The sequence below is a fragment of the Synechococcus sp. PCC 6716 genome (assembly GCF_022570815.1).
Classification (GTDB): Bacteria; Cyanobacteriota; Cyanobacteriia; order Thermosynechococcales; family Thermosynechococcaceae; genus Thermosynechococcus; species Thermosynechococcus lividus.
In genome coordinates, this window is sequence record NZ_JAKLTU010000001.1 from 411,863 (window position 1) to 425,205 (window position 13,343).

The 13,343-nt window shown below is 53.2% G+C and carries 12 protein-coding genes; 8 read left to right on the forward strand and 4 right to left on the reverse strand.

Annotated features, from left to right (window positions below; translation table 11 throughout):
* Nucleotides 1-11: 11 nt before the first annotated feature.
* Complete coding sequence (locus tag L5220_RS01955) at nucleotides 12-599, reverse strand: hypothetical protein (RefSeq protein ID WP_499571259.1); 588 nt, start codon at nucleotides 597-599, stop codon at nucleotides 12-14.
* Nucleotides 600-749: 150 nt separating this feature from the next.
* Between L5220_RS01955 and L5220_RS01960 the strand changes: the two genes are divergently transcribed.
* The 4 genes from L5220_RS01960 (at nucleotide 750) to aroC (ending at nucleotide 3,759) form a co-directional block, all read left to right on the forward strand.
* The gene (locus tag L5220_RS01960; RefSeq protein ID WP_499571261.1) at nucleotides 750-1,907 is read left to right on the forward strand and encodes an RNA-guided endonuclease InsQ/TnpB family protein; all 1,158 of its coding nucleotides are present in this window, start codon (nucleotides 750-752) and stop codon (nucleotides 1,905-1,907) included.
* 15 nt (nucleotides 1,908-1,922) lie between these two features.
* Nucleotides 1,923-2,171, forward strand: coding sequence for a transposase (locus L5220_RS01965; RefSeq protein WP_499571263.1), 249 nt, complete (start codon nucleotides 1,923-1,925; stop codon nucleotides 2,169-2,171).
* An 80-nt stretch (nucleotides 2,172-2,251) separates the two neighbouring features.
* Nucleotides 2,252-2,593, forward strand: a complete 342-nt coding sequence (locus L5220_RS01970; protein ID WP_099797647.1) for a HesB/IscA family protein — start codon at nucleotides 2,252-2,254, stop codon at nucleotides 2,591-2,593.
* Nucleotides 2,594-2,631: 38 nt separating this feature from the next.
* Nucleotides 2,632-3,759 (forward strand): chorismate synthase, encoded by a 1,128-nt coding sequence (aroC, locus tag L5220_RS01975; RefSeq protein ID WP_448527323.1) that lies wholly within the window; start codon nucleotides 2,632-2,634, stop codon nucleotides 3,757-3,759.
* On the opposite strand, the gene L5220_RS01980 is transcribed toward aroC, so the two are convergent.
* Both L5220_RS01980 and murI read right to left on the reverse strand, forming a co-directional pair.
* A complete protein-coding gene (locus L5220_RS01980; protein WP_448527324.1) occupies nucleotides 3,733-4,452 on the reverse strand; it encodes a Bax inhibitor-1/YccA family protein in 720 nt (239 codons plus the stop codon). The genes aroC and L5220_RS01980 overlap by 27 nt on opposite strands.
* 94 nt (nucleotides 4,453-4,546) lie before the next feature.
* The gene (gene murI, locus L5220_RS01985; protein WP_499571266.1) at nucleotides 4,547-5,431 is read right to left on the reverse strand and encodes a glutamate racemase; all 885 of its coding nucleotides are present in this window, start codon (nucleotides 5,429-5,431) and stop codon (nucleotides 4,547-4,549) included.
* A gap of 189 nt (nucleotides 5,432-5,620) precedes the next feature.
* Here murI and sppA point away from each other — a divergent pair, with 189 nt between their 5' ends.
* The 4 genes from sppA to L5220_RS02005 all read left to right on the forward strand — a co-directional run bounded on the left by sppA (nucleotide 5,621) and on the right by L5220_RS02005 (nucleotide 9,017).
* A complete protein-coding gene (gene sppA, locus L5220_RS01990) occupies nucleotides 5,621-6,445 on the forward strand; it encodes a signal peptide peptidase SppA (RefSeq protein WP_448514630.1) in 825 nt (274 codons plus the stop codon).
* Nucleotides 6,446-6,463: 18 nt separating this feature from the next.
* Entirely contained in the window at nucleotides 6,464-6,901 is a 438-nt protein-coding gene (gene aroH / locus L5220_RS01995; protein WP_448534183.1) for a chorismate mutase, read from the forward strand.
* Nucleotides 6,898-7,356, forward strand: a complete 459-nt coding sequence (locus L5220_RS02000; RefSeq protein ID WP_099797642.1) for a CBS domain-containing protein — start codon at nucleotides 6,898-6,900, stop codon at nucleotides 7,354-7,356. The genes aroH and L5220_RS02000 overlap by 4 nt, the downstream gene beginning before the upstream one ends.
* Before the next feature lie 122 nt (nucleotides 7,357-7,478).
* On the forward strand, nucleotides 7,479-9,017 hold the full coding sequence (locus L5220_RS02005) for a CapA family protein (protein ID WP_499571269.1): 1,539 nt from the start codon (nucleotides 7,479-7,481) through the stop codon (nucleotides 9,015-9,017).
* A gap of 265 nt (nucleotides 9,018-9,282) precedes the next feature.
* Here the strand turns inward: L5220_RS02005 and L5220_RS02010 are convergent, their stop codons facing one another.
* The gene (locus tag L5220_RS02010) at nucleotides 9,283-13,173 is read right to left on the reverse strand and encodes a Tlr1612 family c-di-GMP phosphodiesterase (protein WP_499571271.1); all 3,891 of its coding nucleotides are present in this window, start codon (nucleotides 13,171-13,173) and stop codon (nucleotides 9,283-9,285) included.
* Between the last annotated feature and the right edge of the window lie 170 nt (nucleotides 13,174-13,343).

Genomic DNA, 13,343 nt, shown 5'->3' on the forward strand with positions numbered 1-13,343 from the left:
TCTTTGTTAAACTACTTGCCCGTCTGGAACGTTGCCAAAGCATAGTTGTGCTGGCTTCGTGTTACCTGCCCAGAACCGTCAAACGCCCATGATGAAGTTCCTCTGGGATAGACCAAAGCAACACCTCCACCAACTTCGACAACCTTGTTCTCAGTAAGTTGCACCAAATTGTGAATCTTGATGCACTGCTCTCGATACAAGACTGGATAGCAACCCGAATCGGGAGTGAACTGGGGTGGTCTTGCATCCTTGCGGTTGCGACTGCCACACTGCCACTGCTCATAACGAGTTAGGAATGACGAGACTTGACCGCACACAAACTCGATAGCCGCCCGTCGCAAATAGCTGGGGAATTTGTAGAACCTCGTTCCAAAGTAGCTGTACGTTGGATGGGGATTCTTATTGGTCTTGTGGATGAGCGTTTCAACAGCAGCACAGCAACTATTGGCCGATGCGATTTTGCGCCAGTGCCCCATAACGACATAGGACAGCGCCTTGCAAAATGACCGATACTCAGCAACCGTCATCTCCAGATACGTCTTTGTCTCTAGAGTAGGGTTGAGAGGCCACCTATCTGTGCGTACAATTGAATTGCCCATGTATTAAGTATGTCACAGAAAACCTCCGAGAAGCCCCGCACCTTCAGGTCGGGGAGGGACAGGCGCGGCAATTGAGAGGGGTTCAATACCCCCGAAATTGCCAAGTTTAGTACGCTTGTTTTTCATAGTCACGGGTGAGAATATAAAAGGATGAAACAAACTCTGACACTAGTTTGCAAACTTGCAACCACACCCGAACAAAATGCCAAGATTGAGGCAGTGCTTCAGGCGTTTGCTGCTGCTTGCAACTATGCCAATGAGCGAGTCAAACCCAAAACAACCAGCAAAACAACGATTCAGTCGTTGGTCTATAACGACCTGCGAGAACAATTTGGGTTGAGTGCTAATCAGGCAGTCAGGGTTTGTGCTAGGGTTGGGGCGAATCGAAAAACAGCCAAAGTGAAGGGCAAACCTGTCAAAGCGTTTTGTCCAACTTCGGCAGACTACGATGCCCGAATCTTCTCTTTTCGGGAGACGGATTGGACAGTCAGCCTGACCCTGCTGGGATGTAGAGAACACATCAAACTGGACATAGGACACTACCAGCGCGGCCAGCTGAAGGGGTGTCAACCCACGTCGGCTCAACTGTGCAAGCACAGAGATGGACGATACTACATCCACATTCAACTGAGCGACGACGCTCCTGAACCCATTCGGTCGGACAAGGGGATTGGCGTTGATTTCGGTCGGCGTGAAATCGCTAAAACTAGTACCGATAACGGTTGGGATGCTCAGCAGTTGAATCAAGTCCGAGATCAGTTCGCCAAAGTGAGAGCATCGCTCCAGCAAAAAGCCTCGAAGGGCACACGGTCGAGTCGGCGTCGATGCCGACACGTCCTGCAACGGCTGTCGGGGAGGGAGAGACGTTTTCAGCGATGGCTCAATCATTCCATCAGTGCATCCATCATTCGTGAAGCAAAACACCTCCATGCCATTGTTGCTATCGAGGATTTGACCGGCATTCGCGATAGAATCAACCAGCAACCGAGAAACACGACCGAGCGGAGACGGTCTAACAGTTGGGCGTTCTATCAGTTGCGACAATTCTTGGAATACAAGGGTATCAAGGAAGGAGTTGAGGTGGTTGCTGTACCACCTGCCTATACCAGTCAAACCTGCCATTGTTGCTTGCATATTGGGTTGAGGACTGAAAAAAAGTTCAAGTGTGGGCATTGCGGATGGATTGGTGATGCAGACCTAAATGGAGCAATCAATATTGCGCTTTTGGGGCAGTCCGTAACGCTGCCTGGAGGCTCCTGGCTAGCTTGCGAGATAGCCGGAGGGCTACAGAAAGCCTCGCCCTTCTAGGACGGGGAAGTTTACTTGCTGATTGATGCCCATCCCATGATTCAGCCTGCCAATCTAGTAAAAAACCTAAAATCTGTGTCCTCTAGACGAATGCGGCAAGAGTATTCTGACTACTTGAAGCAATTCTTTTGGAAACCCTATTTCTGGAGCAGGGCTTATAGCTGTATCAGTGTGGGAGGACGCGCCAGCATTCAAACACTGTTGGCGTACATTGAAGATCAAGCGTCCCCAGACGATCCACGCCCTTCGCGAACTGACGATTGAATCTGAAGCATCAATCGCAGGATGCGCTCAGGGATTGCTCAAAGCACGATATACTGGTTTGCGCTGATTTTATCGTCACTATGGTGGAACTAACCACAGCAGCGGTTCAAGAACTGGAGCGATTACAGGCACACCAAGGCAAGCAGCAGGCTGGCAGTGTCTTTCGCATTTGTGTGGAGCCGAGTACCTGTGGCGACTGGAGCTATCATCTAGCGTTAGTGAGGGAACCCGAAGCTACCGATGTGGTGACTCAATCCCAAGGGTGGACGATCGCCCTCGCAGCACAACACGTGCCGTTGCTCAAGGGACTACGGGTGGACTATGTCGAAGATTTGATGGGGGGTGCGTTTCGCTTTCACAACCCCAATGCTGCTCAAACCTGTGGCTGTGGCATGGCCTTTAGTCTGCCGAAAGAGGGCTAAAACAAGCGTAATGAAATCCATTGTTGGTTGAGTCGAGCATGGGGAATACCTTTGGGCATTTGTTTCGGGTCACAACCTTTGGGGAGTCCCACGGGGGAGGGGTGGGGGTCGTGGTGGATGGCTGCCCGCCGCAACTTGACCTTTGTGAAGCAGATATTCAAAAAGAGTTGGATCGCCGTCGCCCCGGTCAAAGCCGCCTGACAACACCACGCCAAGAGGGCGATCGCTGCGAAATTATCTCCGGAGTCTTTCAGGGCAAAACCCTCGGCACTCCTATTGCCATTTTGGTGCGCAATCAGGATCCCCGTCCCGCTGACTACGCCGAGATGGCACAGGTCTATCGTCCCTCCCACGCCGATGCCACCTATGACGGTAAGTACGGCATTCGCAACTGGCAGGGGGGAGGTCGTTCCTCCGCTCGTGAAACCATTGGGCGGGTGGCCGCAGGGGCGATCGCCCGCAAAATTTTAACCCAGGTGGCCGGGATTGAAATCATTGCCTACGTTAAGCGAGTTAAAGACATTGAAGCCACGGTCGATCCCGACACCGTCACCGCCACCGCAGTGGAGGCCAACATCATGCGCTGCCCCGACCCCACCACCGCCGAGCAGATGATTGCCCTTGTGGATGCGATCCGGCGGCAGGCCAACTCCATTGGCGGTGTCATTGAATGTGTGGCTCGCAATGTGCCCGTAGGGCTAGGCTCCCCAGTATTCGACAAGCTAGAGGCGGACCTCGCTAAGGCACTCATGTCCTTGCCCGCCAGCAAAGGGTTTGAAATTGGCTCTGGGTTTGCGGGCACCCTCCTCACAGGTCTGGAGCACAACGATGAATTCTATGCCGACCAAGCAGGCCGTATTCGCACCCGCACCAACCGTTCTGGCGGCATTCAAGGGGGGATTTCCAACGGTGAAAATATTATTTTGCGAGTGGCCTTTAAGCCCACCGCAACCATTGGCCAACGCCAAAAAACCGTGAATCAAGCGGGAGAAGAAACTATCCTAGCGGCAAAAGGGCGGCATGATCCCTGTGTCTTACCTCGAGCGGTGCCCATGGTAGAGGCCATGGTGGCCTTAGTCCTGTGCGATCATCTGCTCAGAGATCATGCCCAATGTCACTTACTTCGGAGCGAGTCACCCCTAGCGGCGGTCAAACGCGATCAATAAGCGGAGAATAAAAATAAACAGGTTGATGTAGGTCAAGTACATCGAAAGCGCCGCCGCGAGGTACTGGTCATCGCGGTAGGTGCGAGGCAAGATAAAAAAGTCCACCACCGCAGCGCCGACAAAGAGCACTACCCCTACGCCAGAGATGGCAATTTCCAAAAAGGTGGGGGTAAAGACGCCAAAGAAGCTAAACAGTAGTTGGGCAACCAGCACCACCAATAGGGCAATGATTCCCAGTTGCACCGTTTTGGCAAGGGCAAAGCCATCGCGCTCTGACAAATTCGAGCCAATGGGGCTAGCTGCCATAAATGTGATACCACACCCCCCTGCTGCAATCACAATCCCCATAATGCCGACGGTGCTGAGGGCAACATAGATCAGACCCGCAAGGGTATAACCCGACAGCAAGCTATAGGTGGCAAGTAGGGGGACGGCTGCTCCATTGTTACCTTTGGCTGCCACACCTTGGGCAATGAAAAAGAGAGCAATTTCAGCAATAATTGCCACAATAAAGGTGGGCATAAACAGTTGTGGTGCGGTACTGATAACCCCCAAGCCACCCCAGCTACCCACGGCAGTGAGAAGAAGGCCACCCCCCACAAAGGGAAGTGCATTGCGGATGACGTTAGGCCCCACTAGGGCGCTACTTTGGGCTTGGCGAATGGCATCCTGAAAGTTACTGGTACTACTCACGAGGTTCCTCCGAGGGTAGTCAATAGAATTCACTGGCTATCCCCACAGGGATAACTAACTTCTATTGTGCCAAAATTTCCCTAGCAAGGCAGGTTCAACTGGCAACAACGGCAGGCACCGTGGGCAGGGTGATCTCAACACTATAGGACTGGCTGAGGACACTCAGGGGTAGGTGTTGAGTGCGGGGGTAGTACCCTAACCACTGGGAGGCAAGTCGGGCAAACTGCTCTGGAGCACCACTGACGTAGAAGTGAACGTGCCCTTGGTGCGCAACCGTCTGGAGAGAGAGCGCTTTCAGGGCATGGGCAGTGCTATGGGCAACAGTTGTCGCCGGATCAAGGTGATGAACTGAACTGGGAAGGTAGTCCGCAATGATGTGGCGCAGGTGTGGGTAGTGGGTACACCCGTACACTAAGGTGTCGAGTCCAAATTCAATCAGAGGGGCTAAGGCTTGGCGAACACTACGGCGCACTCGCTCGCCGCTGAGGCAGTTACTTTCAATTAAGGGCACAAATTCCGGGCAGGCCACTTGGGCGATCGCCACGTGGGGGGAGCACTCCTGCAGTACCCGTACATAGGTACCACTTTTAACGGTGGCAGGGGTCGCAATAATGCCAATGCGTTTACCAATGGTGACAGCGGCCTGAGCAGCAGGTTCAATGAGTCCCAAAATGGGAAAGGGAAATTCATGGCGCACCTGTTCTAGGGCAAGGGCAGAACTAGTATTGCAGGCCATGACGGCCATTTTGATCCCCCGATGCTGCATCCACGTGAGGATTTCCCGCACGTACTGGAGAATCTCACTGCGGCTGCGGGTGCCGTAGGGAAGTCGCGCTGTATCCGCAAGGTAAAGAAACGACTCCCTTGGCAACTGAGATTGTAGGGCACGTAAAACCGTTAGGCCACCTACCCCGCTGTCAAACACACCAATGGACCCTGTAGGATCGAGTCCTTGGGTTCCCTCGTACCAGTTGTCCACTCCGACCTCACACCAAAACATTTAAGCACGTTAGGGTTGCTAAGCACCACAGTCGTGGCTAGGCAACCACACTGAAAATCTAGTGCCACTCTAGCAGCTTTTAGCGGCCATGGAATCCTTTTACAACTCGCTGCTACAGTAGAAGTCTGAAGAAAATGCTGATCACGCAGGACTGAAGATTATCTGCCTATGCCTTGGCCACTGTTCCGTAGCTATCGCCACCAGATTGCTCGCCTTGAAATTACCGGGGCGATCGCCGGTGGGACGCGCAAACGAGTTCTCAAAGCCTTAAAGACGATTGAGGAGCGGGGGTACCCAGCGCTACTGCTGCGCATCGACAGCCCTGGTGGCACCGTGGGAGATTCCCAAGAAATCTATGGGGCGCTAAAGCGACTCCGCTCAAAGATCAAGATTGTTGCTAGCTTTGGCAATATTTCCGCTTCCGGTGGGGTTTATATTGGCATGGGAGCCGAACATATCATGGCCAATCCGGGCACCATTACCGGCAGCATTGGCGTTATTTTGCGCGGTAACAACCTGCAACGACTCCTCGATAAGGTGGGGGTGTCCTTCAAGGTGATTAAGTCTGGCCCCTATAAGGATATTTTGGCCTTTGACCGCGAGCTAACTGAGGAGGAAACTCGGATTCTGCAAGAGTTGATTGATACCAGCTACCTACAGTTTGTGCAAACCGTTGCCGAAGGCCGCAACCTGGAGGTTGAAACGGTACGGCAGTTTGCCGATGGCCGGGTGTTTACAGGGGAGCAAGCTCTTGCCCTTGGCTTGGTGGATCGCTTGGGCACCGAAGAGGACGCGCGGCGATGGCTAGCAGAGTTAGCGGGCTTAGATCCAGAGAAAGCCAAAGTACACACCATCGAGGAACCCAAGTCTCCCTTGGCGCGGCTCCTTCCCCGTCAGCAGGAAGGGCGACACTACCCGTGGCGCGCAGGACTGGAGTGGCTAGAATTTGAAATGGCCACCCATGGGCTTCCCCTGTGGCTCTATCGCCCCTAAGCTGGATACAGTAGCTGCATGGAGGAGCATAACGTGGGCTGGCGTGTCCGAGCAATTCGTGGAGCAACCACCGCCACTGAAAACTCTATTCCAGCTATCCGTGAGGCAGTGCTGGAACTCCTCAGCGAAATCGAACGGCGCAACGCCCTTGATTTCTCGGAAGTGATTAGTGTCACGTTTTCGGTCACTCGGGATCTAGATCAAATTTTTCCGGCGGCGATCGCCCGCGAGTGCCCCCACTGGCGCAACATTCCGCTGTTGGATGTCCAGCAAATGCACGTTGAGGGGGGCTTGCCCTACTGTATTCGCTGCCTCATTTATGTCAATACCCCTAGCGCCGATCACCCCATTTACCATGCCTACTTGCGCCATGCCCAAAGTCTCCGGCCTGATCTGGCAGTGAATGGTGGTTACCCTTCCCTTGAACTGTCCTCTCATCCCTTGGGTTCGCTATGACTGCTGTTGTTCGTGATTACATGACCCCCAACCCTTACACCATTCGCGCCGATGCCCCGATTACTGAGGCCATTAAACTCATGGAGGAAAAACAGGTGCGGGGGTTACCGGTGCTCAACAGCAATGGCACCCTTGTGGGCTTAGTGTCAGAGGCAGATTTGATAGTCCGGGAGGCTCCCCTAGAGCCACCGCTGTACATTACGTTTTTAGGGAGTGTCATTTATTTTGAATCCCCAGAATCCTTTCATCAGCACCTGAAGAAAACCCTAGGCCAGCAGGTACAAGATGTAATGACCCCTAACCCCCATACGGTGTCTGTGGATGCGCCTATTTCCGAAGCTGCCCGCCTGATGGTGACCCACCACATTAGTCGCTTACCGGTTCTGGATCACGATGGCCAACTGGTGGGGATTATTAGTCGCCATGACTTATTACGGGCATTGCATAACAATTAGCTTGGCGTGACGTTTGCTAAATTGGTCTGTTTCTTAGAATGATCCTTGGCAGTATCCCCTAGAATAGCGGCAGGGKGGCTCACCCCCAACATTCTCTGACTCAAACCTGAAAAACAGGCTGTATGGCAGCATCTTTGGAGCTACTGCAGGACGCGCAGCGGGGTCAAGCGGAGGCGATCGCCCAATTGATGAACCGCACCCTAAATCTTAAGGGAGTTCATGCCCTCGTGCGACGGCGGGGTGACTGTTTACAAATTATGTTTGAAGCGGGGCGATCGCTGCCTCCCGACGCCTGTGTCCAATTTGTCCTCAAAGGTCTGAAGCGTCTGAGTCCTCAAGGAATTCTCAGTGTGCGACTCCACGGTCGCCTCAAGGGGGAAGAGTGGCCGGAATGGACACAGACTGTACAGCTTAAGGAGAGCTTAGCGGCTGCTGGGACTGAAGCAATGACTCTGCCTGCCGCCGTTCCCCCTACAACACCTAGTAAAACGAGGCAATCGGGCGTTACTGCGGTTACCCTTAGCGTGTTGGCGATCGCTAGCACGGGGGTTGTGGCGTGGGCCGTACAGAATCAACTGACTGCCGAAGTCGCACCGACGGACACTCCGGAGCCAACCCCCGCAGTCACCACACCACAGCCAAGCCCTCCCGCCATTCTCCCTCCCTCTACTGCGGTAGAGCGTCGCCTGCGCATTAAAGCGGTGGGGGATATGGTCTTGGGAACGAATTTTCCCAATAATCGCCTTCCTGCTGATCCACAAGTACTATTTGCCCACGTTAAGCCCCACCTACAGGGGGCTGATATTCTCTTTGGCAACTACGAAAGCACCCTCACCGATTATCCCCATCCCTTCAAAAACACCAGCAGTGGTCGCAGCTTTGCCTTTCGTTCACCTCCCAGCTATGCCCAGCTCCTGCGAGACACTGGCTTCGATGTGCTGAGCGTGGCGAATAACCATAGCTATGACTTCAATGAACAGGGCTTTCGGGATACGATGCGCCACATCAACGCCGCAGGCATGACCGCCGTTGGTGACCTGAATCAAATTGCTTATCTTGAAACCAATGGCATCAAAACCGCCTTCATTGGCTTTGCCACCTACCATGGCCAAAACCGCATCCAAGACCTGAATGCAGGGGCAGCACTGGTGCAACAGGCCAAGAAGACGGCTGATATTGTGGTTGTCACCTTCCACGGTGGCGCTGAAGGCAGCGATCAAATCCATACTCGCGATCGCACCGAATATTTCTACGGCGAAGATCGGGGTAACGTGGTGCAATTTGCGCGGGCAATGATTGACCAAGGGGCCGATTTAGTCCTTGGTCATGGCCCGCACGTCCCTCGCGCCCTCGAACTCTACAAAGGCCGCCTCATTGCCTACTCCTTGGGCAACTTTGTGGGCTACCAAACCTTGGGTAGCTACGGTAACCTCGGTAAGTCCTTGATCCTCGATGTAGAATTAGATGGCTCAGGTCAGTTTCTTCAAGGCAAGATCATTCCTGTACGCATCGACAATCAGGGCATTCCCCACATTGACCAAAACTTTGCCAGTGTGCAACTCATTCGCCGTTTAATTCAGGCGGATTTCCCAGCCACCCCCCTACAGATTGAACGCCTAGGCAAGATTGTAAGTACCGAAGAGCCGGCTGAACCGCGATAGCTCACTCAACCAGTTGGCTGAGCCGGAATCGATATGAACCAGACAAAGCCACTAGCCAGCAGTAAACAGAGGACGCCGACACAAAGGGAAGCATTCCATTCAGGGCGAGGCTAAGGGCTATTCCCAGCAGGATAACCCTTAGAATTAGAACAAAACCGTATTCCTCCCGACCCATGGCGACGCTACGCAAGCGAACGTCCTACGGACAGAGGGCAGGTCTGCTGCGAATTTTAGCTGATACTCACCTTTCAGCTCAGTGGCCAACCTATAGCGCTTGCAGTAAGGGTTCGATCGCGCTCGCAGGGGCTGGGCGGGCAAATAGATACCCTTGGCCATAGTCACACCCGAGTTCCCGCAGCAGTTGAAGCTGATCAGCCGTTTCAATGCCTTCGGCGATCGCCCGGTATCCCAATTGATGGGTAAGGACTAAAATCATTTGGGTGATTTGATAGTTACGTTGGTTGTTTTCCAGTTGACTGACGAAGGAGCGATCCACTTTGAGGTGCTGAATCGGTAAACTATGGAGGTAGCTAAGGCAAGAATAGCCAGTGCCAAAATCATCAATACTAATTTCAATGTGGCGATCGCTAAGGGCACTCAGTAGCCCCCTCATCTCTTCGTTGAGTTCTAGTGCAATTCGCTCTGTTAGCTCAAGGATTAACCTGCCCTCCGCCAAACGAAATTCCTGTTGGATGTGATCTAAGTGTGCCAAAAAATTTGGGTGCTTCAGGGTTTTGGCAGAGACATTGACACTGAGAATCAGGCGCTTGGTGCTGGGGTACTGCTGGTACCACTGCGTCAGTTGCTGGCAGGCATGACGCAAGACCCACTGATCTAAGGCCACAATCAAGCCGGTATCTTCCGCAATGGGAATAAACTCGGCAGGCGAAATGAGACCCCGTTCAGGGTGATACCAGCGCACTAAGGCTTCAAACCCCACTAAACGCTGCTCCTGTAAGTCAAAAAAGGGCTGATAAAACACCCGCAGCTCATCCTGCTCTAGGGCACGGCGGAGGTCGTGTTCAATGTGGAGGCGTTGGAGCACCTGCTCGTACATCCCTTGATTGAAAATGGCGTAGCGTCCCCGCTGATGGCCTTTGGCTTCATACATTGCAATGTCAGCATTGCGCAACACCTCAAGGCTGTTTGGATACTCATTTTGGGCAAAGACAATACCCAAGCTACTACTGACAAAAATTTGCCGCTCATCAACATTTATAGAGTCTTGCAAGCGCGTGATAATGCCTTCACAGGGGGCAATCACTTCCTGTATATGGCTGAGGTTACTCATCAAAATGACAAACTCATCGCCGCCAAACCGTGCCACTGTATGGCTGCGGTGAATCAAACTGCGCAGCAACCGGGCAAACTCAACGAGTACGCGATCGCCAATCGCATGACCCAAACTATCGTTGATCACCTTAAAGGCATCTAAGTCTAAAAAGACGACGGCATAATGGTAGCGGGGGTTACGGCGAGCCTCAGAGATCGCTGCTTCCAGCTGTTCCATCAGGTAAAGGCGATTGGGCAGGCCGGTCAGCATGTCGTGGTAGGCTTCGTAATGCAGTTGGTTTTGCACCTTAAGGCGTGCCGTCACATCCCGCGAGGTGGTTTGCAGCCTTTGTAACTGACCTTGGTCGTCGTAGCGGGGCTTGATGAGGGTCTCTAGCCACAGTGTTTCCCCAGAGGCAGTGCACACACGATGGGTAATGGGCCAAAATTTATGTTGTTGAATCATTTGTGCCAATTCTTGCCGCACCTGAGCGCAATCTTCAGGATGAGACAGTTCACTAAAGTGTTGGCTAATTAGATCTGTACTCTTGCGCCCTAAGAGTGCTTCGTAGGACGGGCTGATATAGAGGCAGTGGCCAGTGGGATCGTGCACACACACGATGTCATTCATGTTTTCCGCCAGCAGCCGATAGCGTTCTTCGCTCTCTCGCAAGGCAATTTCCGCAGTTTTGCGATCGGTAATGTCGATGTGGGTACCCACCACCTTACAGGGCTGCCCTAGGGAATCGCGAATGAGGACAGCCTTACTGTGAATCCAGCGGTAGCTGCCATCGCGGTGACGCAAGCGAAAATCAATGCTGTAGGCTGCCTCGCCCCGCAGAAACCGCTCAAAGGCACTCACTGCCCGCTCTCGATCCTCGGGATGCAGCCGACTGGCCCAATCTTTAGGACTGGCTTCCGCCGCATTGGCCGGATACCCCAACTGCGCTTTATAGGTGGGAGAGACATAGGCGGTTTGGGTGCGTAAGTCGCAAAAATAAAAGCCAATATTTGAGGCTTGCACCGCTAAATCTAACTGTGCCTGTTGCTCTTGTAGGCGCTCTTGAGCCGCATGGCGATCGCTCACATCCAGAACAAGGGTGTACCACATCACCGCACCATCGTCGCGGCGCTCCGGTTGACCTGCCCCTTCCAGCCAGCGAATGTCGCCATTGGGGTGAATGATTCGCCACTGCCAAAACCATGGCTGCAACGTTCGGGCTGATTTCTCTACAGATTCAAGCATGGCAGGGCGATCGTCGGGATGCACAAGCTGCCAGAGCGCAGAACCATCCGCCGCTGCCACCTCCGCTGGCACACCCCATAACTTTTCACACATGGGGTTGAGGTAAAAAACTTGACTGTGCCCATCAGGAAAGTGCAGATAACGAAAGATGGCTCCCGGCACATTCATCGCAGTTGAGCGAAATCGTTCTTCACTGTCGCGCAATGCTGCTTCAATGCGGCGGCGCTGCGCCAATTCCTCCTGTGCCCGTTGGTATAGCTTGGCTTGATAAATGGCCACTTCCAGTTGGGTTGCAATCGTCGTCATCAGCGAAATTTCAGCCGCAGACCACTGGTGGGCGCCATTGGTAGTAAACACCCCCAGGGCACCCCAGGTCTGTTCTTCTACCCGTAAGGGCACTATCAGCCATGCCCCCGGAAACATCTCGGTTAAAGGTTTTAGGACGGGATCCGTAATTTCACTGGCATCGCTGATTTGGATAATGTGACCCGCCTTAAGCTGCGCGGCCATGGGGTTATCGGCATCGGGAACTTCGTAGCCAATATGGTGCGGCCAGTTGGGATCTTGGCGATACTCTGATCGCCGCACCCATGCGTGCCGATGGGGAAGGTACTGCACCACCACGCAATCGAGCTTCAGCCACAGCTTGCCAACTTCTTCAACCACTGTGGCAAAAATGGTCTCGAGATCTAATGAGTTACGAATGGCCTGAATCACCCGATTCAGTGCCTGCTCCCGTAATAACTGCTCTTTGAGCGTGCTAATATCGCGCCCCACAGACTGAATTTCGACAAGTTGGCCAGCGTCGTCAAAAATACCTAAATTAATCCATTGGGTGTACTTAATCCCTTGAGGGCTACAGACGCGGTTCTCGTTGGTAAAGGTGGGGGCATCGGGTGTCAATGCCTGGACTTTGGCTAACAGAGCAGGTAAATCTTCCGGCAGGACAAAGGTCGCCCACGGCTGGCCAATCACGTCGGTCACCGCCCGTTCAAACGCCCGGCAGAAGGCCGTGTTGGCAAAGGTAATGACCGTATCGGCTCGAGAGCAAATCAAAAAATCCGTTTGGCGTTGTACTAGGCTGTAGTAGCGGTCTGCCTGCTGGCGCAAGTGATTAATCAGATGTTGGTGTTCCGTATCATCTTGATGGCGATCCCTAATATCCTGAAAGGTGATCAGGCCAAGTTGCATCTCCCCGCTACGATTGAAAATCGGGCTAGCTTGTAGCTCAATGGTCATGCGGCGATCGCCATACTGGAGAGTCACAGTTCTGCGCTCATCAACCGCAGGATATTGCCCTTGGGGTTTCAGCAAGTTCTCTTTGGGGTAGGGACGAGGATGATTCGGCGCGGCGGCGCTGTCCTCCTCAAAAAGATGGATGTTTTGCCAAATTTCCGTTGCCGGTTGCGAGGCATCAGTGATCCCCAATAGGTTGCGAGCGTAGGGGTTGATGTAGATAACTTGCTTGGCAGCATTGTAGAGGCAAACTCCCATAGGCAACGCCGCCAAAATCTCTACTAGGGCGCAACAAAGATCCTGACCGACCGCATGTTCAAGGAAATCCAGCAGAGCACCACTACAGGGCAGAGGAACCCCGCGCACTTGCAAGGGGTCAGAAGGCGGCAGTTGACAATCCATCAAAACAAGAAAATGAACTGGGGAGTGAGCGGCTTAGAACTGGATCACGTCTTTGGGGCAATAAATTAAAGAGTAATGGTAATAGTTATAAGCTAATCTTGTCAGTGCTGCCAAGCGTGTTGCTGCGCAAGAGGTAAAAACCACGCAGAAGATCAAGACAGCAGCATAGC

Excerpts from the sequence above, each read along its gene's own strand:
- L5220_RS02005 (WP_499571269.1), top strand. The coding sequence starts at position 7,479 with ATGGCAGCATCTTTGGAGCTACTGCAGGACGCGCAGCGGGGTCAAGCG.
- L5220_RS02000 (WP_099797642.1), top strand. The coding sequence starts at position 6,898 with ATGACTGCTGTTGTTCGTGATTACATGACCCCCAACCCTTACACCATT.
- L5220_RS02010 (WP_499571271.1), bottom strand. The coding sequence starts at position 13,173 with ATGGATTGTCAACTGCCGCCTTCTGACCCCTTGCAAGTGCGCGGGGTT.
- L5220_RS01970 (WP_099797647.1), top strand. The coding sequence starts at position 2,252 with ATGGTGGAACTAACCACAGCAGCGGTTCAAGAACTGGAGCGATTACAG.
- L5220_RS01955 (WP_499571259.1), bottom strand. The coding sequence starts at position 599 with ATGGGCAATTCAATTGTACGCACAGATAGGTGGCCTCTCAACCCTACT.
- sppA (WP_448514630.1), top strand. The coding sequence starts at position 5,621 with ATGCCTTGGCCACTGTTCCGTAGCTATCGCCACCAGATTGCTCGCCTT.
- L5220_RS01960 (WP_499571261.1), top strand. The coding sequence starts at position 750 with ATGAAACAAACTCTGACACTAGTTTGCAAACTTGCAACCACACCCGAA.
- aroC (WP_448527323.1), top strand. The coding sequence starts at position 2,632 with ATGGGGAATACCTTTGGGCATTTGTTTCGGGTCACAACCTTTGGGGAG.
- aroH (WP_448534183.1), top strand. The coding sequence starts at position 6,464 with ATGGAGGAGCATAACGTGGGCTGGCGTGTCCGAGCAATTCGTGGAGCA.